20 protein-coding genes and 1 pseudogene are annotated in these 21,394 nt (G+C 48.4%); 8 read left to right on the top strand and 13 right to left on the bottom strand.

Going from position 1 to position 21,394, the window contains the following annotated elements:
• Positions 1–91: 91 nt before the first annotated feature.
• The 3 genes from EL628_RS27710 to EL628_RS27700 all read right to left on the bottom strand — a co-directional run bounded on the left by EL628_RS27710 (position 92) and on the right by EL628_RS27700 (position 2,231).
• Complete coding sequence (locus tag EL628_RS27710; RefSeq protein WP_126583215.1) at positions 92–1,168, bottom strand: PQQ-binding-like beta-propeller repeat protein; 1,077 nt, start codon at positions 1,166–1,168, stop codon at positions 92–94.
• Between the two features lie 299 nt (positions 1,169–1,467).
• Positions 1,468–1,806, bottom strand: coding sequence for a hypothetical protein (locus EL628_RS27705; protein ID WP_126583214.1), 339 nt, complete (start codon positions 1,804–1,806; stop codon positions 1,468–1,470).
• A gap of 38 nt (positions 1,807–1,844) precedes the next feature.
• Positions 1,845–2,231, bottom strand: a complete 387-nt coding sequence (locus EL628_RS27700; RefSeq protein ID WP_126583213.1) for an ATP-binding protein — start codon at positions 2,229–2,231, stop codon at positions 1,845–1,847.
• A 435-nt stretch (positions 2,232–2,666) separates the two neighbouring features.
• Here EL628_RS27700 and EL628_RS31190 point away from each other — a divergent pair.
• Positions 2,667–2,896 (top strand): annotated as a pseudogene (locus tag EL628_RS31190) (MbtH family protein).
• A 14-nt stretch (positions 2,897–2,910) separates the two neighbouring features.
• Entirely contained in the window at positions 2,911–4,752 is a 1,842-nt protein-coding gene (locus EL628_RS27690; RefSeq protein ID WP_161975824.1) for a S9 family peptidase, read from the top strand.
• A 499-nt stretch (positions 4,753–5,251) separates the two neighbouring features.
• On the opposite strand, the gene EL628_RS27685 is transcribed toward EL628_RS27690, so the two are convergent.
• The 4 genes from EL628_RS27685 to EL628_RS27670 form a co-directional block, all read right to left on the bottom strand.
• Positions 5,252–6,280 (bottom strand): alpha-ketoacid dehydrogenase subunit beta, encoded by a 1,029-nt coding sequence (locus tag EL628_RS27685; RefSeq protein ID WP_126583211.1) that lies wholly within the window; start codon positions 6,278–6,280, stop codon positions 5,252–5,254.
• Positions 6,277–7,209: a thiamine pyrophosphate-dependent dehydrogenase E1 component subunit alpha gene (locus tag EL628_RS27680; protein ID WP_126583210.1), complete on the bottom strand. Its 933-nt coding sequence runs from the start codon at positions 7,207–7,209 to the stop codon at positions 6,277–6,279. Before EL628_RS27680 ends, EL628_RS27685 begins: the two co-directional genes overlap by 4 nt.
• 36 nt (positions 7,210–7,245) lie before the next feature.
• A complete protein-coding gene (locus EL628_RS27675; protein WP_126583209.1) occupies positions 7,246–7,482 on the bottom strand; it encodes an acyl carrier protein in 237 nt (78 codons plus the stop codon).
• A gap of 116 nt (positions 7,483–7,598) precedes the next feature.
• On the bottom strand, positions 7,599–8,387 hold the full coding sequence (locus tag EL628_RS27670; RefSeq protein ID WP_126583208.1) for a thioesterase II family protein: 789 nt from the start codon (positions 8,385–8,387) through the stop codon (positions 7,599–7,601).
• 393 nt (positions 8,388–8,780) lie between these two features.
• On the opposite strand from EL628_RS27670, the gene EL628_RS27665 reads away from it, so the two are divergent.
• Entirely contained in the window at positions 8,781–9,218 is a 438-nt protein-coding gene (locus EL628_RS27665; RefSeq protein ID WP_126583207.1) for a hypothetical protein, read from the top strand.
• A gap of 130 nt (positions 9,219–9,348) precedes the next feature.
• Here the strand turns inward: EL628_RS27665 and EL628_RS27660 are convergent, their stop codons facing one another.
• From EL628_RS27660 to EL628_RS27645, 4 genes are all read right to left on the bottom strand, one after another.
• Positions 9,349–10,725, bottom strand: coding sequence for an ABC1 kinase family protein (locus tag EL628_RS27660; RefSeq protein ID WP_126583206.1), 1,377 nt, complete (start codon positions 10,723–10,725; stop codon positions 9,349–9,351).
• Positions 10,726–10,778: 53 nt separating this feature from the next.
• A complete protein-coding gene (locus tag EL628_RS30930) occupies positions 10,779–11,318 on the bottom strand; it encodes a carboxymuconolactone decarboxylase family protein (RefSeq protein WP_126583205.1) in 540 nt (179 codons plus the stop codon).
• An 80-nt stretch (positions 11,319–11,398) separates the two neighbouring features.
• A complete protein-coding gene (locus EL628_RS27650; RefSeq protein WP_245994498.1) occupies positions 11,399–12,610 on the bottom strand; it encodes a cytochrome P450 family protein in 1,212 nt (403 codons plus the stop codon).
• A gap of 2 nt (positions 12,611–12,612) precedes the next feature.
• The gene (locus tag EL628_RS27645) at positions 12,613–13,734 is read right to left on the bottom strand and encodes an aminopeptidase (protein WP_245994496.1); all 1,122 of its coding nucleotides are present in this window, start codon (positions 13,732–13,734) and stop codon (positions 12,613–12,615) included.
• 233 nt (positions 13,735–13,967) lie between these two features.
• On the opposite strand from EL628_RS27645, the gene EL628_RS27640 reads away from it, so the two are divergent.
• The 4 genes from EL628_RS27640 to EL628_RS27625 all read left to right on the top strand — a co-directional run bounded on the left by EL628_RS27640 (position 13,968) and on the right by EL628_RS27625 (position 17,446).
• Positions 13,968–14,675, top strand: a complete 708-nt coding sequence (locus EL628_RS27640; protein ID WP_126583204.1) for a DUF6073 family protein — start codon at positions 13,968–13,970, stop codon at positions 14,673–14,675.
• A 117-nt stretch (positions 14,676–14,792) separates the two neighbouring features.
• Complete coding sequence (locus EL628_RS27635; RefSeq protein WP_126583203.1) at positions 14,793–15,305, top strand: hypothetical protein; 513 nt, start codon at positions 14,793–14,795, stop codon at positions 15,303–15,305.
• A gap of 72 nt (positions 15,306–15,377) precedes the next feature.
• A complete protein-coding gene (locus EL628_RS27630) occupies positions 15,378–16,547 on the top strand; it encodes a cytochrome P450 (RefSeq protein ID WP_126583202.1) in 1,170 nt (389 codons plus the stop codon).
• A gap of 41 nt (positions 16,548–16,588) precedes the next feature.
• Positions 16,589–17,446 carry a DinB family protein gene (locus EL628_RS27625; protein ID WP_126583201.1) on the top strand — a complete coding sequence of 286 codons (858 nt, stop codon included), beginning with the start codon at positions 16,589–16,591 and terminating at the stop codon, positions 17,444–17,446.
• Positions 17,447–17,666: 220 nt separating this feature from the next.
• On the opposite strand, the gene EL628_RS27620 is transcribed toward EL628_RS27625, so the two are convergent.
• Both EL628_RS27620 and EL628_RS27615 read right to left on the bottom strand, forming a co-directional pair.
• Positions 17,667–18,362 carry a hypothetical protein gene (locus tag EL628_RS27620; protein WP_126583200.1) on the bottom strand — a complete coding sequence of 232 codons (696 nt, stop codon included), beginning with the start codon at positions 18,360–18,362 and terminating at the stop codon, positions 17,667–17,669.
• A gap of 88 nt (positions 18,363–18,450) precedes the next feature.
• Entirely contained in the window at positions 18,451–19,416 is a 966-nt protein-coding gene (locus EL628_RS27615; protein WP_126583199.1) for a hypothetical protein, read from the bottom strand.
• Between the two features lie 908 nt (positions 19,417–20,324).
• Between EL628_RS27615 and EL628_RS27610 the strand changes: the two genes are divergently transcribed.
• On the top strand, positions 20,325–21,302 hold the full coding sequence (locus tag EL628_RS27610) for a DUF1702 family protein (RefSeq protein WP_126583198.1): 978 nt from the start codon (positions 20,325–20,327) through the stop codon (positions 21,300–21,302).
• Positions 21,303–21,394: the final 92 nt, after the last annotated feature.

Genomic DNA, 21,394 nt, shown 5'->3' with positions numbered 1-21,394 from the left:
TGAAGGAAGAAAAAGTAACTGCTGTTGCTTTTAAAAATGGTATTAGTTTAGAGAGAGAAGGAACCGGCATGAGTGGATAATACCGTAATACTCAAGCATATCCCAAAAATAGCTCATTCTGATCAACATAAGCCAGAGTACCGTGAGCAACAATGCTGATAGGACAGAGTTTAGAAACTTCGGGCAATGGCACTTCAAAAGCTTTGTGTCCTTGTTCATCACAACATAAGAGACTTCCTCCTTGTTGCACAAAGATGTAGCCATCACGGTCAACGATTGGTTGCTTTGCATCAAATGACGAGTATTGTAGAGTATTTACTGCAATACTCCATCTCTCTTTCCCGTTTTCCGTCAAGCGTGCTAGCCGTTGTTCCGAGAGAGCAATCCATCCGCCATCAACATACTCTGCAAATATCGCGGCATGAGGATATTCCCCCATCTGCTTGCCATCCGGCGCAAAAAATGCTGAAAGATGATCATTGAGCGAACCTCCTGCGACGATTTGGGCATGGTTAATGGTTGGCAAAAGATCAGCCTGAAGGAGTGACGATCTCCAGTATATCTGACCATCCAGGGAAACGCGGCACAGACCAGTGCCATAGTATCCTGCGATTGCCAGTGTGTTATCGTTGTACACTGCAGGAGTGGGAGTATCCAGGCCAAAATCAGTGCGAACGGGCTGCCATACAGTGCCTTGTAAGACAGAAACCTGGCCTCGCATAGAAACGGTCAATGGAAGTCCACTGTACGTAAGATTGGGAGAACAAGAATCATCATAGGTAGGAAGAGCAGCATACCTGGATGGATTTCCTCGCGCATCGACGATTAAAACGGCATTTACAAGAAAATGAAGTGTCTCTCCTGACGACAGGGCTGTAAACAAAGAGGTAATTACAACGTCCTTCCGAACAAACGGGCTGAGATCAAGCTGCCACAGGATCGTTCCATCAAGCTTTACAGCAGACAACACCCCCATACTGCAGACACGCAGTGATTCGTCGGGCATGACAATGACGCTACTCTGCTGATGTTTGCTGTTCTCATGAGCGTTGGCTAACGAGATTGTGTGCCAACGTGGAGTAGTATGAGGGCCAGGGACAGGGACTCGGGAACGATTGGCTTGATCGCCACCAAACCGAGGCCAGACGGATTGCGCCAATTCAAACATAGGTTTTGTGATGCTGCCATTATAAGCGCAGCAAGACTTCTTAACGCTCTTTTTTTCATGGAAAGGAGATTCCTAGAGCAGAAACAAAAGAAAAAGAATAGACCAGTGTAATTTTACAATATTTCAGGTTATGCTGCTACTCCGCACATGAAACAATTCGTCGTGACCATAAAGGCACTGCAATCTGCTCCTTTCAGGAGCTCAACGTTGAGAACATGAGACATGCTTGATCCTGGATCCCACTATTTTGATGGAAAAAACTGGCAGGAGAAAGCACGACATTTGAGGCAAGTATCTAGTCATAGGTTTTTTTCGCTCGCCGTATAGGAGAGGCGAGGGTACATTGACAGGTTCCTTTCAATAAAAAAAGTAGCCTCTTTTTCCAATCCCTGTAATCTTCCACGCTCAACGAGAAGTCCAAGGTCGCGCGTCGCAGTTCGATCAGAAATGCCCGTGAGTGTACGGTGTTCGCGATTGGTGATAGAGCCATGGTCATGTACATACTGTACTGCGTTCATCAATCGGTCCTCCTGAGATTGGGGAGATAGCTGTGCTGGTGTTTCTGTCCATTGTAATTCCTTCTGCACTGGCCTGGTCGCAACGGGGGAGAGCTCAGTTGTATGAGAAAATGTAACCACGAATTCGCTGGTTTCTTGAAAATGAGGTGATGGAAGTCTCAGGCGTTTACTTTCATCAACATAAAGTAGATGCCACTCCCAATGCGCTCCATATAGCCAGGAATGTCACGGAGCAGATTGGCAAGAATGGGATTACGCAGCTTCAATTGCACCTCTCCTTGCTCCATCAGTTTCATAGTAATGGCTGGAAGTAGAAGACCAGGACTATGGACTTCGATGCGGTCAGGATAATAAAAGACACTGATGCTCTCTCTACGTTGGCTATAATCGCGATGGACAACTGCATTGACGATGGCTTCACGCATCACTTCGATTGAGTACTCTTGAATATCAATCCGCTTCCATCCACCTATACGAGCACCATCTGCAATAGAGTGGTTCGGAAAAGCCTCTGCCCCATCTATCAACTCTTGTAATGGGTCCATCAGGATAGATGTCCCCTTTCAGGTATACTGCGCGTACAAAGATGAATGGTTATTAGATGTATGAAGACTTCGCTCTAGACCATAGAGAGGTCAATCATTTAGAAAATCAGCGTTTCTCTGGTGTATTGCTCGAACAGGACTTCAACTGGTCCCCGAATGAGCCAAAAGGAAAAGGTCCAAGATAATTCCCTTGACCTTATCGACTAGATTGCATAGCAGCAGCGCATTGTGCCAAGCGAAATGTTTTAGCAGGAGCGACCCTCTTTTTGGAAAGAGCGTTATCGAGCATTTATTGCTTCGTATCTTTGCAAGAAGAGAACGCGCTGAAAGTGGCTAAAAAAAATAGGACTGTGTAAAATGTACAGTACATAATAAGCATAAGAATAGTATTTTTGGTTTTATGTGCTATTATAATGTGAGAGGCAAAATAGTATCATGAGGGAAGAGCAGGAAGATACTACGACGTACAAAGTGTGGTCAATCACGAGGAACACTACTCTATCTGGCCTGCTGATCGAGAAAACCCACTCGGCTGGAAAGATGGGGGCAAGGTGGGTCTGAAAAAAGAATGCCTGGAGTATATCAAAGAGGTGTTGACAGATATGCATCCTTTAAGATTGCACGAGCATATGGAAGAGCAGGCAAGAAAAGCCAACGTCGAGTAAAGGAGGAATACCAGGTGACATTGAAGGTAACTTTTGAGCAGAATGAGTTATGGAAGCAGCGTTATCAGCAACCTGCGATCCTTGATGTACAGCTTGCGAAAGCAGATGCAACATTTGGGATTGTGACGAGTACAAAGTCGGGAATCGCTCAAGTTTACGCCTGGCATACTGTAACGAATGAGCTGTTGCAGTTGACCAATCACCCCAATGGTATCCAACATGGAGTCATTGCTCCAAATGGTAGCACTGTGTATTATCTTGATGACTTTAAGGGCAATGAATGTGGCCATTTTAGACGCATTCCTTTTAATGGGGGAGCGCCAGAAGATATTACGCCAGATCTTCCTGCCTATATTGGCTTTTTATTTGGCTTCAGCCGTAATGGAGCACGTGCTGGTTTTACAGCCATTATTGAGGGCACCTATTTCATCTATATCATGGAAGTGGGAGAAACAAATAATGTAGGAAGTCCACAGGTGCTTTTTCAGCACAAATATATGGCCAGAGGTCCCATTTTTTCTGCGGATGGTGCAGTTGCTCTGGTTGAAGTCATGCGCCCCGGTACCCATGATTTCGATGTAGTAGCATTTGAAAGCAACACAGGCCAACAAATCAACCACTTCACAGGAGATGGAAGCGCTGAAGTCTATCTTTTTTCGCCACTGCAAGAAGATAAACGGGCCATTCTTTTAACCAATCATTCAGGTTTTTATCGACCCTGTGTGTGGAATTGTGTCACAGGCGCATCAAGAGATTTTGATCTGGCAAACCTTGAAGGGGAGATTCTTCCTATCGATTGGTCAGTGGATGGGAAGATGGTGCTCCTTCGTCAGGAGCACCAGGCTGAGCAGCGTCTTTACCTGTATGACCTTCAGGATGACACGTTGAAGCCGCTGCAGCACCCGACGGGGGCATTTGGGACTGCGGAGCCATATAGTATCCTCTTCAATGAGAATGGTCATCTCCTGGCCCTCTGGCAGAGTTCTTCTCAGCCGAGTCAATTAATCGAATTGGATGGGCAGACTGGAGTTTTGAGGCGTACAGTACTGGCAGCGGAGAACGCCCTTCCAGGAGTAGCCTTGAAATCGATTACCTTTTCCTCATCAGATGGACAACGTGTTCAGAGCTGGTTGGGTGTTCCTGAGGGGAGTGGCCCTTTTCCAACTATTATTGAGATGCATGGAGGGCCAGGCATTACTGTTTCAGATACCTATGCCCCTTCTGGCCAGAGCTGGATTGATGCGGGCTTTGCCTACTTGAGCGTCAATTATCGTGGCTCAACAGGGTTTGGCAGAGAGTTTCAGGATCGCATCCTTGGAGACCTTGGGCATTGGGAAGTTGAAGATATCGTTGCCGCTCGCGTCTGGCTGATTGAGCAGCATATTGCTCTTCCTGAGCAGGTTTTCTTAACTGGCTGGTCCTTTGGCGGTTATTTAACATTGCAAGCTCTAGGTAAGTATCCCAACCTCTGGTGCGCTGGAATGGCGGGTATCGCTATGAGTGATCTCGCTATGAATGATGCTGATGGATCGTCGATCAAAGGAGCTCTACGTGGACTCATGGGAGGTACTCCTCAGGAAAAACCAGAGCAATATGCGGCGAGTTCGCCTGTGGCTTATGTTGAGTCTGTTGCCGCACCAGTGCTGATCATCCAGGGACGTAATGATTCTAGAAGTACTCCACGGCAGATAGAGATCTACGAGATGCAGATGAAGGCGCTGGGCAAACAGATTGAAGTTCACTGGTTTGACGAAGGCCATGGTTCGCTGGATAGTGGGCAGCGGATCGATTTTCAGGCTCGTATGCTGCTCTTTGCCCGGCGCATCCTGGCATCCTACAATGGCGTTTCTCGATAAAACGTTGTTTGGAAGAGTCAAAAGCGTGTAGTTATAAGTCATCCTGGACTTTTGAGGAGCCTTTCTGGCTCCTCAAACCTGCTAGAACAGCGGGAGTGCAGGGAGAACCCTGCAATTTGCTTGATCGCGACGTACCCCTGTTTTGCGAACTTTTTCAACAGTTCGGGGTGACTCCTAACGAGAACACAGGCCTTCGCGTTATCATATGGGTTGTCTACTGCTGACATACTTGATCTATGGTCCAATCGTACTTCTCTTTTGTATGGTGCCGGTGGAGAGAGGACAAAAACGTGCCCTGGTAATGAACCACACGCCATTAAGATAGGCCCTTACCCTTCACAGGAAAATTGCTCGTAAAGTGCGATTTATCGCCTAAGGATGTCGGGCCCATCATTCATGATGGCCGCCGTGACCCCCTCCGCTATGTATCCTTCTATGAGCATTGTAGGGGGATGCTCGCTTATCAAGCACACGCCATGACGACAGATGACGATAGGTCTTATTTGTTTGTGTAGATTGCTTCGATCACTGCCTGGTAGATATCCTCCATCTGGACAAGGACCTGCTTTTCCAGGTGAGGGGCGGCTGGAATGATACTCTCTTTTGAATGAATAAGTTGGATGGGATGTTTGAGCTGTCCCCAGAGCTGTGTATAGATCTGATGGGCAACCTCACAGCCCCAGGTGCCACCGGCCACGCTCTCCTCAATCACAAAAATGTGCTCAACATGCTGTAGAGAGGTTGCTATGTGTTGCACCTGAAAGGGATAGAGCTGGGCCGGGACCAACAATTCGACAGAGATCTCATGTCGTAAAAAGAGCGCTCTCATTGCACCCAGACAGCGAGAGACCAGGCCGCCAGGAGCGATGAACACGCAATCAGGGGTGTTGCCACCACCATCATCCAGCGAGACCCGGATCACATTCTGTTCGCTATCGACCTCATTAAAAATAAAGTAATCGTCGACAAGACCATGGTTGTACATACGTTGGGTGTAGAGCACTTTATCTTCAAAGAGGATACTGGGTCCCCCTCGATTGATCAGGCGTTGCAGAAGGCGGTGGTAATCATGGAAGGGAGAGGCTTCAAAGAGATGGAGATGGGGAATACCCATAAAATATTTTTGCATGCTCTGACTATGGGTTGGACCATAGCCCCGGTTTCCACCAATCGGGCAGCGCACAACCAGGTTGATGGCAAGTGAGCGGCCATACATAGCAACGGATTTGCTGGCAAAGTTGCAGAGTTGATCGTAGGCCAGCGTGATAAAGTCGCCAAACATAATCTCTACAATCACTTTTTCACCACATAAAGCTAGCCCGCTGGCAAGCCCCATAAACGTGGCTTCGCTCAAAGGTGTGGTAAGGATCTGTTCAGGAAAACGGGTTGAGAGGCCTCGACTGACTTTGAACGCTCCTCCATAGGGATCAAGTAGATCCTCTCCGATCAAGAAGAGGTGAGGATCGTCCGCAAAGAGCCTATGAAGCGCCTGATTGATATGTTCAACAACGCGTTCGCTGGTTGTCATGGGCGTCCCTCCACTACTGACGCAACTTGAAGCAATGGTCGCTGCTCAACATCGGCGATGACCGCCTCTACCTGTTGCCTGGCTATCTCTGTACAGCGCAGAGACTGGTCAGGAAACTGTTGCTGATAGCGAATCTGCCAATCGTTCTGTTGAAGTTGCTGTAGGGTTGCCTCATCTCTGGTATCATCACCTTTGCTATGAGGGCCTAGCCGGTAGGTCTCGAATTCGATGACGAGCGGTAAACAGGTGGTCCGCAGTGACTGTATGTGCGGTGCGATAGCAGAACGGATCAGATTGATGTCGTCGGAGACAACTCTGAGAAAATTCACATCGAAGGCCCGAGTTCGTCCCTCGATTGTGCCAGCCATCTGCTGATGGCGAGGAGTTGATTGCGCAATCTGATTATTTTCAACAATGACCAGGAGTGGGAGCTGCCAGAGCCGCGCAATATTTAAGGCTTCATAGGTCGTGCCTTCGCCCCAGGTGCCATCTCCAATATACACAACCGCCATGGCCCCTTGTTTGGCACGTTTCAGATGAAGCGCCACGCCGCAGGCTACGGGAAGCGCTTCGCCCTGCACGCCTGTTGAAAGATACTGTTGTTCGCGGTAGAGATGTTGACTCCCTCCCAGTCCCTGGCAGATTGCACCTTCGCGCCCCATTATTTCTGCTAGCAGGCCTGTAAGATCGGCATAGCGTGCCAGATAATGACCATGGCCGCGATGATTGCTAAACAGAAAATCGTTCTCTTCAAATAAGGGATTGAGTGCGACAGGAATATATTCCTGGCCCAGAGAGGTATGTGTCGTGCCATGGAGTTTTCCCTGGGAAAACAGCTCCAATAGGGCTAACTCAAACTGCCTGATACGTAGCAAAGATAAGAGATCATCATCTTGTAATTGTGAGAGTGTTGGGTGCCACTCGTGCATGTCTTCAGTTCCTTCTCACGAAGCCGCCATGTCAGGCTAGTTGAACGCAACGCCTTTCTCACTCAGCGCCTTTTTGACTGCGCCGACAGATGTCAAACGCTGGATCTCTCGTTTGGCGAGTGTGACATGATACGTCTCCTGGAGCGCTACGATGAGACGAATATGCTTCATGCTACTCCAGGCCTTGAGATTTGTTGGACCTGTTGTATCAGTAATAGTTGAAAGTGGTACCTCCAGAATACCAGCCACGAGCTCTTCAATACTTGTGTTCATTTGTCACCATCTTTGTGTGTACTGTCCGCCATAGACGAAGAGGATATCGTTCTTGCCAGGGTGCAGGAACAAACTATCCCCTTCAAGTGGCGAATTGATCGGCTCTAACTGCGATCTTAGATCTGTAACCCATCGGCTTTTAGATAGCCAATGAGGGCTTCAAGATAGTCGGCGAGATGATGGTCGGCATAGAAATGGTCTCCATCGCAGATATGGACGCGGAAGTTGGCGTCGGTGTATCCCTGCCATGACCACATACTTTCCGGGTCAACAACCTGATCATGAGATGAGCCAAAGGCGGTGATAGGGCAGTGGAGGGGTGTTGTCAGAGGAGCAGTCTCCTGATCCGCCAGATCCGCATCATGCATCATGACAGGGACACGAGAGACCGCATACTGTTGTTCAGGCGAGCCTTCAGGCATATAGCTGATCATCATATCAGTGAAGGCAGAGGTTCGCATATACGCAGTAATTTTTCCACGTACATGAGGTGCGGGAAAGGTCGTGACAACAAAATGAGCGAGCTCAATTCCATATTTTTCAAAGAGATATCGCGCAACTTCGTAGGCCCAGAATGCTCCAAGGCAGATCCCGCAGAACACAAGTTGCTGCCCCTCACGAGCATGATGCAGAATCGTTTCCCCCAGCAGCGAGATCACCGTTGCACTCTCACGATACTGATCCGAGTCAGGGAGCTGGACTGCGCAAAGCTCAATTGATTCGGGAAGCAGCGCAACCCATCCATCGTACATAAAGCCTTCGGCACCGGCAGGTGGAAAACACAGGAGCCGGATCGGGGCCTGCGCATTGGGATGAGGAATACGAAGATACCCGTCCTCTGAAATAAAGAGCTCATCCGATGTAATAAACCATGAGCGTGGGGCTGAATCGGCATGTTCGACCATTGTATCCTCCTGAAAACAGGCAATTCTGAACGAGCAAGCGTCAAGACAGTAATACTTCCTGGTTGCTGGAAAATAAAGAGCTGCCTCAAACCTGGAATAGAGTGAGCGATCAGTGTTAGAGACCCTGGAGCGTGAAGGTTACATACGATGAATCTCTTATCGAAAGTATAGATCCTTATGAAGAAGAAATCTTCTTCTGAATTGCGGAATTCTCTTTTTCTGCTTTATTTTGCTTGCTTGCTTAATAGTATGTATATGCACATAGAGGAACGATGATCTTGTAAAAGACGTTTCCTTTAGCTATACTAATTGAAAGATAATGAAATCTTTGTGTACCTATGTGAAATAGAGGTACACGTTCTAACGAAAGTCTTTGGAAGGAGCCTGACCTCTATGTTCGTTCTCCGCCAGCTACATCTTTCACGGTATGCGCTCCTGGCAGCTATGGTTGTGGCATTGTTCGCCACACTCATAGGTACCTCTGGTACAGCCAGTGCTCAGGGCCTTAGCTGTGGTCACTCTATCGCCGTCATCGCTACCGTTAACAACTCCTCTGTACAACTTGGTACTGTGACAAAGCTCTGCCAGGGAGTCAACACCTGGTCCCGTGTACAGGTCAACACCTATACTGTCACTTCCGTCATCAACCTTACTGCCAGGATACAGAACACGAGCTCCCCATCGGACGATGGAGAGACAACAGTCAATGGAAATGTTGATCTTCTTGACTCCAACGTTGTCTATGACATCAACTACTCTGCTTGTGGCCTTATTGTCGCTTATGTTCCTCAATCGTCCAACCCTGTTTCCTCCTATGTCTGCACAGCCTGATTATTTGTTTAGCTGATCAATAGCGCTTCGGGTTGTCTGGATCGCAGCTGAGAATGCGCCTGTGAGTTCTTCAGCTGCGGGGCTATGCTGAACCCTCTGTTCTTGCTGGCAAACCTGCCCTCGAGGGCATTCATACTTCACGATTTCTTGCCATAATTTCGGCCTGTTTCTCAAAAATAACCTCATAGAGGAAGGGCTTGGCCTCCTTCTGGAAGTCCAGATGGGGATACAATTGTTTGGCAATCCCTTCGAAGACAAGTAACGATAGAATCGCCATCGTGAAATTAGTGGAACCACGTAGGCCAAAGCGGCGCTGGACATCGAAGATCTGAGCCACAAAGGGTGCAACTTGAAAGGTTCGCGCCTGTGAGCCTGAACTTTTGGCAATGATCTCAACCGTCGCTTGCTCAAATCTATCGTGATCAAATGGTTCAGTGCGGGAGAAGGCGGTTTCATAGAGAATGCGAGCGCATTTTTTGCCATCGTTCGTCGCAATTCCTAGAAAAAAATCGGTAAATTGGAACCGATTCTGACGATTGAGCTCAGCGACAAAGCCAGTATCAAGCATAATCACTCTGCCCCCTGGACAGAAGTACATATTCCCGGGATGGAGATCGCAGTGGACAAAGCCATCCACAAAAATCATTTGATAGAGAGCTCGCAGTCCAATAATAAGCGATTGTTGATACTCCGTCTCTGCCCACTGAAGCTGGTCAATACGCACCAGATCCTCAATGAAATCCATCACAATGATTGCATCGGTACAGTATTCTTCAATCAATACCGGAAATTGAATGAGCGGCTCATGGGCAAACTGTGCTCGAAAGCGCCGATTATTGCTGGCTTCAATCCGTAGATCGACCTGCCTTTCAATATATTGACCAACCTCATTAATCATTTCAAGCATAGGAATCAGCGTAAATACTTTCAGTCGTCCCATCAGGCGAGCCATCACACGCATAATAAATAGATCACAGGCAACCCTGGTCACAATCTCAGGTCGACGAACTTTTACAGCCACCACCCGACCATCAAGCAAGCGTGCACGATAGACGCTAGCAATACTGGCGCTGGAGATAGGTCTCTCTTCAAATTCTTGAAAGATCGCTGTCAGAGGGCGACCGAATTGGGTGAGAACGATGGGAGGAACGAAGCGAAATGGGATTGGTGCGATATCATCTTGTAATTTGATGAGGGGCGCGATAACTTCGGGCGATAATAAATCGCGCCTGGTACTCAGAATCTGCCCAATTTTGATAAAGGTTGCGCCTAAAGAGTTACACAGATCAGCCGCAGCCTGACCAAGCAACGCTTTCCTGGAGATGTTATTGCGGCTGAGCCGTTTCCAGAGTAATTTCCCTGCAAAGCGCAGGGTATGAACGAACAGGTGCACGCCAACCTCAAGTAGGCGTGCACCGATCTGAAAAGGAGTAGGCTGGGTAGCGACCTGCTGGATAGAGATAGTCGAAGCATCCGTCGTCGCGTTCTTCTCCTGATGCGTTTCCATTGGACTCTCCCCCTTCTTCTTAAAGTGGAATGAGTAGATCAATCCAGATATGTCTAGATGTATCCATGAATGAGCAGATAGGCACCAGCCTGTGAGAACACCTCCGCAGGAGGAATTGCGACATCCAGTGCATCAGCCATGCGTGCGATGATATGAAAGCAGGCACAAATGAGCAATGCATCCTGCATCGCCTGTCGGCTTATGCCTGACGTGAACAGCACCTCAGCATCAGAAGATGTGACCTCGTCTGGAGTAAGGGTAACTTTCTCGAGAAAACTAAGCATCGCTCGTAATTTCTCATCAATGGGTGCCGTACGCCAATCGTCTGTCACAGCCTGCACAATCTCGTCGCCTAATTGTTTTGACGCAACTGCGCCATGGGCATAGGTTCAATAGACGCAATGGAGCCGGGAGGCCGTAAAAGACGCGAATAATTCACGCTCTCCCACCGTCCAATCCGATGGTCCCCGTAGAAATTGCTGAATACATGCACCGAATGAGGCTCCAAAAAGCTCAGGGTGATAGGCCATGATGCGGCCAATATCCGAGCCAGGAGCGCCTTTGTGAATCTGCTCAACATCCTTCAGACGCATGTCTTTCCCTTTCGATGGACTGCTATGAAGCATTTCTTGCGTATACGCTTTATCGTTTCAGCAGGTGAGCGAGAGACGGGCTAGAACAGCACAGGAAGGCTACTGACGCCGAGAATAAGTGAGCCGGGACGCCAGATGAGCTCTTCAGGAGCCACCTGTAATTGGAGATGGGGAAGACGACGGAGCAACGTCGCAATAGCAATCTGCCCCTTCATGCGAGCGAGCGGCGCACCAATACAATAATGAATGCCTTTGCCAAAGGCCAGGTGCCGATTCTCCTGGCGAGCAATATTGAGCTGTTCTGGTTCAATGAAGGTCTGCTCGTCGCGGTTCGCTGATGAGAGCGAGATCACGATACTATCGCCACGATGAATTAAGTGTTCCTTATACTCAACATCCTCGCGAGCCCAACGAAGGGTAGCTAACGTAAAGGGACTATAGTAGCGGAGGAATTCCTCAATCGCCGTTTTGATCAGCGTTGGGTCCTGCTTCAGGAGCTGCATCTGTTCAGGATGTGTCAGCAGCGCCAGTATCCCATTGCCAATGAGATTGCCTGTCGTATCGTGACCGGCCACAATCAAAAGAAAGACCATCGCCACGAGCTCTCTTTCCGATAGTCTTTGCCCCTCGCTCTCGGCCTGGATCAGGTGGCTAACGAGATCGTCAGCAGGTTGCTTGCGTTTCCGCTCAATTAGTTCCAGTAGATAGACATAAAAGAGCTGGAGCTGTTCAAAAGCCTTCTGGGAAGCGACCGGGTCGCCCAGGGCATTGGCCAACGTTTTGGTCCAGGTATGCAGCAATGGACTATCTTCCTTTGGCACTCCCAGCATCTCAAGAATAATCTGGAGCGGCAATGGAAACGCGAACTCTTCGATCAGATCCATCTTTCCATGCCCTTCAACTGCATCAATGAGCTCATTGGTCAGTTCCTGGACGCGCCCGCGCCACTGCTCTACCAGTCGTGGCGTAAAAGAGATATTCACCAGAGAGCGCAGACGTGTATGATCGGGTGGATCAAAATCGATCATGCCCATCGTCATCAGATCAGCAGCTGATGCTGGAGGGCGGACGCGTTCTTGTGGGGGAAAAACATTCTGCTTATCTTTGACAAAGCGTTCGTCTCGTAAGAGTGCCTCCACATCCTGATAGCGGGTAAAGAGCCATGCATTCTGCCCATTGGAGGAGGGGAGCTGATGGATAGGATCATTGACGCGCAAGCGAGCAAAGGTTGGATAAGGATTGGCTTTGAAGAGAGGTGATGTCAGATTAATCTCGGTTGATTGGCTCATCATGCTTATCCTTCTATCATATTGGTAGTGAAGCGACCATCTTTACAGAATAGTTCGCCGTCAAAGTAGATGTCACAGCCATGCCGTAGATCATAGACCATATCCCAGTGTAAGATGGACTGATTTTTGCCGCCGGTCACCGAGAAACTGGCTCCCAGTGCAAAGTGGATCGTACCAGCCATTTTCTCATCAAACAGAACATTTTTGATGCAGCGCTGAATATTAGGATTATTCCCAAAGGCAAATTCGCCGAAGCGGCGGGCACCTTCATCCAGAGCCAGCATTTTTTCAAGATACTCTTGCCCCTGACCAGCCTGTGCCTCCACGACGACGCCATCGACAAGACGCAGCCGTACATCATCAACTGAGCGACCGGCGTAAGAAGCAGGAAAGCTAAAGCGGATAGAGCCATTCACCGAATTTTCCACGGGACTGGTAAAGATCTCGCCACCCGGGAAATTGTAGCGTCCATCATCGCTCATGAAGCTACGACCTTCAACGGAGAATGTCAGGTCAATATCTTTCCCAACGATCTGGACTGTGCGTTTTCCCTGAAGCCAGCTCGTCAGCCGATCCTGTTGTTGTGAGAGTTTTTGCCAATGGAGAATTGGTTGTTCCTCATCAAGAAAGCATGCATGATACAGGAAATCTTCAAAATCGCTGAGCGACATATCGGCATCCTGAGCATAGGCATTGGTTGGATAGAGAAGGATCGAGCGGCGCAGCACCCCCTCACTGCTTCGCGAACGTATCGTCTGGAAGACATTTTTTTGGGCCTGATTGTGAAGGGCTATACGTGCTGGATCAATCCCCATCAATTCTTTTGTGTTTTCCTGAGAGAGAATATCCAGCGCTGTCTCATAGACTTCTGAGCGGAGCCGGAACCCATCGGGAATATAGTGCAGTTGAGCATCGGAGCCTTCTTTGAGCAACAGCTCTTTGACGCCAGGGATCTCGATATACAGCTCGGGATACGCTCCGATATGGAGCGCCTCACGAACAAGTTCTCGAATGAGGGGAGAGGCAACTGGTTCAGCGCGAATGCCCACCCTCTCGCCGGATTTGAGCCCCAAAGAGTATTGGAGTAAGACTTGAGCCATCCGCCGTAAACGTGGATCTGCCACCATTATCTCCTTTGGCAATAGAGATGTACCTGTGAACGAGAATTCTTCCATTCACACCTTGCAAGTGTACCGCCTTCCTTTCACATTTTTCTTCTTCTCTCTTGCTTTTTTTAGCGAGACTGGCTGTTTGTGAGAGGAATTGTTGAAAACATTGTTTAAAATGAAAACAAAGCAAGTCACAAGAAGCGTCGAAGGTAAAGATAACGTATAGTATCACTGTGAGCAGGAAGCAGGGATTGCAAATCTCAAGTGATAAATGCTGCGGAGGAACCACGGAGCGTTTTTACTGCTATCAAAGCTCACCGAATGCTTTAAAGAGTTTAGCAACTATCTGGAGGAAACTCATGATCGAGCAGCAGAACGTCAGCAAGACACTCGTTCCAAATCCTAAGGCACTCTCCGATTTACAGTTGTTCACGATGCCAGAAGGTGGCGTTGATGCTCTCAGCTTCATCACCTGGGACACCATCGAAGTTATCGGCAAAGGCGAAGAGACGATCGAGTTCCATGGTTCTTACACCATCGAGCGCGCTAATCCTACTTCCGCTGACTGGGCTGAGGCTTCTATCGACATCACCATGCGCGATCTGAACGTGAACGGCACCAGCAAGCTCGTTGGCCGCGTTCATGTAAGCACCAATGCTGAGATGGGCATCTCTGCTGGTCAGGTTCGCACTGGCACCACCTATGATGCTCCAAATTCTCCAAAAATGTGCCAGATGTACGGGTACATGAAGTTTGACCTGCTGGACCTGGGCGTCACTGTTTTCAACAAAGAGCAGATCGTCCTCGAGCACACCATCACGCACGTTCCCCCAATTGGACAGGGTGGTGGCACCGGTTATGTCAATATTCCTCTGTACAGCACCATTGATCCTGATGGCGCTCCTATTGCTATCCTGCATCGTGTGAAAACACACATCGGTGCCTGGCTGGACAAATAGGCATCTGATCCTGCGGCATACCTTTCCTCCTGCTCTCAGGTGGGAGGGTATGCTCTTTTGCATTTGTCCAGACTATTTGATCTAAGGGCAACCTTTTCATGAGAGGGTTGGAGACGTATGACAACACAATCTGCAACAATCAAGGTGTGGTGCTTATCTGAACAGCTTGAAGCGACTGCCACCATGCTGTCCTGGGCCGTCGGTCATCGCGTAGAGATTGCTGAAGCAGAAGGGAGCGAGAAGGTTGGCCATCTGCTGATTTTTACTGATATCGAATATTATGAAAATGACGCGACTATTCTGGATCGCCTGGGACTCAATATCATTGGCAAGATTCGTGGTGTGGTCTCCTGGGAGGTTCTGCCACGAACGCGGGAGACTGCTCCTGACGTTTCGGAGGTCGTTCCACCCACTCCTACCACAGGGAATCTTCTCTCAGAAGAGGCGCTTATCGCGTTTTTACGGACTCTCCCGGTGCCAATTGCGATTATGCGGCGTGACAATGGGGAATATGTGTGGAAGTGCATTGATGCGAGTGGTGTCGAAAGCACCTTTTCAGCCGCTGTAGAGACGGCTCTGGAACATCTTTCATGGTCATACAAGCTCATCAGAAGTGAGCATATCGGGTAAACGTGGCATTTGAAGGATAAAAGATGATGATACATGTATGAATGAGCAAGTAAAGAGTAAAAGGAGCGATGAATGGCCACTCGACAGACACCACTGATGGATCCAGCATATTTTGAGCAGCTTTTTTCTCCCTATCCGGGCTTTTCGCCAACGGCGATCCGACCAGCCTATTTTGATACAACTATGAATGTCTGGAATGTATTTCGCTATAAAGATGTGCAGCGCATATTTTCTGATTATAAAACGTTTTCAACGGCACGTGAGATCGCCTTTCCACCTGTTGATGGCATGCCAGATCCGGTTAACGTCAGCATGGGGAATCAAAATCCGCCCAACCACACGCGCCTGCGTAAATTGAGCTTTCCGTCTTTTACGGCGCGCACAACTGGCCTGGAGCCAACCATCGCTGCAACGGTCGAGAGCCTGATCTTAAAGGTGAAGGATCAGGGCCGGATGGATCTCATTGCGGACTTTTCAAATCCCTGGCCGGCCATTATTGTGGCGAAGATTCTGGGGGTCCCTGAACAGGATTATCGGCAATTTATGACGCTCAGTTTTGAGTACATGAATTTTATGACGCCTGAATCGGCTCGCGCGACCGTGACATTAATTAAGTATTTTGAAGCTCTGGTAGAAGAGCGTCAGCGTCGGCCACAAGAGGATATGATCAGCGATCTTTTACATGATACGAGCAAGGAAGATCGCTTATCAATTCAGGAATTAATTGGCACATGTATGTTTATGATTGTGGCCGGGCAGGCTCCCGGACCGCTTCTGATCAATACGATTCTGGCATGTGAAGTCTTTCCTGATCTCCAGCCAACCCTGCGAGCTCATCCAGAACTGATCCAGGGTGCCTTTGATGAAGTGATGCGCTTCTTCTCCCCGGTGGTCTCATCGATTCCACGTGTGACACTCCAGGAGACGCAATTCGACGGACAGGTCGTTCCCAAAGGATCGCTTGTCATCCCATGGATCTCTGCGGCCAATCGTGATCCTGAGCAGTTTGAGCAACCAGATGTGTTTGATATTCGCCGTTCACCCAATCGCCACCTGACCTTTGGCTTTGGAATCCACTTCTGTATTGGCGCCCCTTTAGCACGTCTGGAGGGTGAAATCGCGCTGAACCTCCTCTTTCAGCATCTCAAGAATATTGAAATTGATTACTCTGAGCCCCTGGTCCGTCTGGATAGCCCGCTCCTCTTCTCTGTGAAGCAAGCGCCGATTAAATTTACGGTGTAGTGTCACATTGATGGTATGATGCAGACAAACAGGGGGAGCATATGACAGGCTACGCAATTGCTGACAGAAGCAGCGATCTCTGCTCGATGCATGATCTGTTCGAGGCATTCTTTGAACGTGTCTGTGTCGCACAGTTGCCGCAGTCAAAGCCAGTGCGACCGGGAGAGTGGACTTTTATGCAGACGGTTGCCCATATTACGGCTGCGGCAGAAATTTATCTGCACGCTCTGGAAGAGACCGTTCAGGGGCAGACGTTTAGCTTGCCAAACCTTCGGGCGCGGACAGATCTTGCTCGTTTGAATGAGCAAGAGATTGCAAAGCGGAGCCAGCTCCCACTCTCTGTGTTGAGTGGGAGCTTTCTGCAAGCCTTACAAAAGACTGCGCAGATTACACAGCACCTGGATGTGAGCGAGCTCTCCTTGCCTGTAGCTCTTCCGATTTTTAATCGTTCTCTGACCATTGCTGAGCTCTTAGACATGCAGATTGTGCATCCAGGTATGTTGCATGCGGATCAACTCACTCGTCTGGTTGGCCTGCCTCCGCTCTGGAAACAGTATTCATCTGAGTTTATGCATCGTCAACTTGCCCGTTTCTTTCAATTGATGTCCCTTGTCTACTGGCCAGAGCGGGGGGGCACCCTGCAGGCGCACATAAAGTTTCATATTGCCGGGCCAGGCGGTGGTCGCTGGTCTCTCTTTATTCAGCCCGTGGGGACCTTTGCCAAAGAGGGAAACTTCCACCACCCAACCGTCACGCTCTGGTCCCCTCATCCGCATGCCTTCAGCTCATTCCTGATGGGGCAGGACCGTATGCCCTGGCCGATCCTCAAAGGGAGAATGCTGCCATCAGGCGATCTCCAACTGGCTTTGCAACTTGGTCGATTATTTAATCCAACGTAATTCAGACTTACCCTGGTAATTCCTGATACCGTCAGGCGCTAAATAACACTTTATAAGCGATTTATCGCTTATAAAGTGTGGGCCGATCATTCATGATGGCCGTGGTGGGCCTCTTCGTTGAGGATCTCTATCCTTCCATTTCACGTGTGCAAGAATTGATGACCCTCTATCTCTTCATGTGTAAGGTGCCAGATCACCTTCTCCAGCCTCATGGAATATCTTAAGCCGTAGCCAGTTGGAACTGTGCTGCCTTCTTTACTTTTCGTTGTTCCATGACATAGATCATGAGTAGCATTGCCTCTTCCAGCACTGCATAGATCGCGTGAAGGTCGGGACGGGTGATGGGGAGCCCACCTGCAAAGAGGCCACCATGAGCGAGAAAGCCAGGGTTACCAGGATGTCCCGTCTTCATATACATATACACCATATAGATATGTTCGAGCTCATGGTAGATGGCAAAAGCAAAGAGGAACCAGAGCCAGCCATTTTTCCGATAGCCAATCAGGAGTATCCCAACCAGGAGCAGTACCCATGAATTCCAGACCAGATGGACCCACTCAATGTTCAGAAAGCCAATAATCCCATTGGCCTTTGGACCTGCATACCCCAGCACATGAATTTCAAACGCCTGGGTAAGATGTTCAATCATGTGGGCAGCCTGACCAACCACCACCAGATAGAGCAGCGAGAGCCATGGGTGCTGCTGATAAATAGTACTCATAACTGAGAAGATCAATGGCAGCCAGGCTACAATAATTAACAATCCTAAAATCCAGATCGACCAGCCATCAACCCAGAAGGCAAAAATCAGCAGTGCTGAAATTACACACGCGGCCACCAGTAAGGCGAAATAAAGCGTTTTTGGCGTCTGGCCCTGTCCATTGCCTGGGAGAAAGGAAGACAAAAGGCGATTCATGCATTACTCCTCTAGTAGCGACAAGTAGTAGAGACAAGAATACACAACAGCTATGGTTACAAGTGCATACGTGTTGTTCTGAGGTCGATTAAAAGTGCGGAAACCAACCGATGCCAAAGTTCGCTGGTAAGCGCACGCCCCAGTAAATAATTAGAAATGTGCCGCCACCAATCATTGAAATACCGGTTAGAACACGTGCGCGGAGTGGATTGGCCTGTAGCCAGCGCTCGACATGTCCGCCATATGTCAGCACCACGAAGATAAGAGCCATGAGCGCAATATTTGCCAGTCCCTGAAGGGCAACCAGTAATGCTGCCAGCAAGATGTTGCCAGTGCTGGACGCATACAGAAAGAGCTTATGAAAGAGCGCATATGGTCGGCCAACCGTAAAGAAACCAACAATAATGCCTAGAAAGAGCGGCACAGCCCAGGGCCTCTGCTGCGTCCAGCGTTGGAGAGGATTTTTAGCGATCCCAAGCGCAAAAATTCCCCAGAGCAGGAAGACCAGTCCAAGCAGCACAAAGACTGTCGCCGACTGAAGCAGCCGTATGGGAACGTTTGCACCTATCGCCAGATGAATGGTACCAGTCGAGAGACTGGGCATCTGCTTCCCAAGCAAGGCACCAAGTAGACCATAGATAGCAGTAATACCAACTACTCCCAGGCTCATCCAGAGGAGCAGCCGTCCTTTTCCCAGACGATTTTTCTCAGTCTCATTGGTCAGTGGAGCAATGCAACTGAAAACAACACAATTGCACGCTGTAAACGTTGTTGCCAGACCAGCCACAACCGCAAACGCCAGACTAAACAACATATTTCCCAGGTCAACCTTTGTTGCTGTCGTCCCTACAAGCGTATTGGCAATATTTAAGCCAATCGTATCGTCCGCAATGACCGGGCTCCAGAAAACCGCAATAGCCAGACCAATGACCACAGCCACGAGGACAGCCAACCATGATGTGAGAGAGCGAGCACTACCAGTTGTTTCCTGTAGTGTGTTGCCCTCAATCCATACCTTCTCTACTGGATGAGATTGAGATGCATTCGTATTCATCTTTCCTCTTTTCTTCCCTGACTCAGGCATCAAGCACCGCGCTCAGCTCTGTTCAAGCGCGGGTACATGCATGTGAGAATAGAGAATAATTCATGATTCTAAACATTTTTGTTTGGTAAATGTGTAATAATGCCTTTTATGATAAGTACCACTAAAAAGCATACAGTTGAAGTGTACAAGTTATGTTTGTCAAAATGCTTCTTCTAGATTGCTTTTTTTGGGCACAATTTGTTTAGTATCCTCGTATCCTGCCTGAGATGAATGGAGGTTTTAGATGAGCTATAAATATTTTAATAAATTCTTAATAACAACATGATTACTTGGATAATAGGAAGCAAAGAGTATTTCAATGAAGGAAGGAACATCCTTCATCGGGAATTGAAAAATAGAAACAACCATTCTGAATTGTAAAAAAGGTGCAGATCTGGATAGAATGACTGATAAAAATAGCAAGATAGAAGAAGTAATTTTCTGTCCGAATTGTATACACTCTCAACGGACCTATTTTTCTTCCCTTTTTTTAGTTCTGGTTCCAGGTGTTTTAAAAGAAGAGTATTTCCCGACCTGGAGTCTATTTTCTCGATTTTTTCGTATTGCAAGCGGATTTTGTGTCTGGAAGCTTAGTGGATAGATACTTGGTGGACAGTAGCAGGTTTTTAAGATATAGCAATGTATGAGAAGAAAATATTTAAAAGCAATGTTATAGTAATAGCAATTAAAATGGTTTTTTTAATTAAAAATCTTCTTCTTGTCTTATAGAATGTCACACTGTTTATGTGACACGGAACTTTCGCAGACAATGAATGGGTCAGAGATAGAATGGAAGCGTTTGTTGGTCATGGATGATTGCATCCAGAATTCGTTGAAAGAAGGAAATAAACTTCTTTCTTGAGTGAAAGGATTTCGCTATGCCCTTATTGAGTAAATCTCTGCCACGTTTATGCTTTGGAATCTCTGCACAGGAAGCAGATTTTTCCAGGCGAGGTTTTATCAAGGGAGATCTTCAAGCCAAAGAGCAGCTGGAGAAGAGCGCGAGAACGTTTATCGAAGGCTACAATGCAGCGCTTGATAACGCGAGTTTTGCTGTGCTCGTCCCCCGTTTGCAGATGATCCCCGAGGACCTGAGAGGATTTGCGTTTGAAGGGGCGGCAATGGGTTTGATGGTTCTGGACTATTTTACTCCCTGGAAGCATCGTCTTCGCTCATTTGTGGAAGGGCCTGGGGCAGCTCATATGTATATGTTATATGTCGGTGCTGGATGGACGTTAGGAATTTTGCCACAGCCCTCCTCTCGCTTTCTCAAGCAGATGGACCCTTTATTGGGCTGGTTAGCGCTTGATGGCTATGGCTTCCATCAAGGCTTTTTCGCCTGGAAGCGCTCTTTTCAGCAACAGAAGCGCCCGTTGCGCCTGCGTGGCTATGCCCAGCGTGCTTTTGACCATGGTTTAGGGAGAAGCCTCTGGTTTGTCAAAGGGGCAGATATTGCCCGAATTGCTCAGACAATTCAGGCGTTTCCGCTGGATCGTCAACCGGATTTATGGAGTGGCATTGGTCTGGCCTGTGCTTATGCCGGGGGAATTGATGAACACGCCTTATCTGCTGTCATTCAGCAGTCTGGGCCCTGGTATCCACATCTTGCCCAGGGGACCGTTTTTGCAGTCACAGCGCGTTACAAGGCGGGCAATGTATTGGACTATACTAGACTGGCCTGCCAGCGTATCTGTCATGCGGATGTGCAAGAGATGGTTGATCTGGCGGACAACAGTCTGAAAGATCTTCCACATGATGAGACTGCCTATGAAACATGGCGGACGCGCATTCGATCTCAATTTTCCATCATGGATAAGGCTACTCAGGCAACCATGTTCTCAGAGAAGATTGTTTGAGCTGGAAGATTGTCTTTCTTGGAGAGTGTAGATTGTAGACAGGTACCTCTCAATACGTTCTAATTCTTCTAGTATGGGGATGAAAAAGGACT

This window comes from Tengunoibacter tsumagoiensis, assembly GCF_003967535.1.
GTDB classification, from domain to species: Bacteria; Chloroflexota; Ktedonobacteria; order Ktedonobacterales; family Ktedonobacteraceae; genus Tengunoibacter; species Tengunoibacter tsumagoiensis.
The sequence above is the reverse complement of the archived record's forward strand: the minus strand, read 5'-3'. Positions and strand labels throughout refer to the sequence as shown.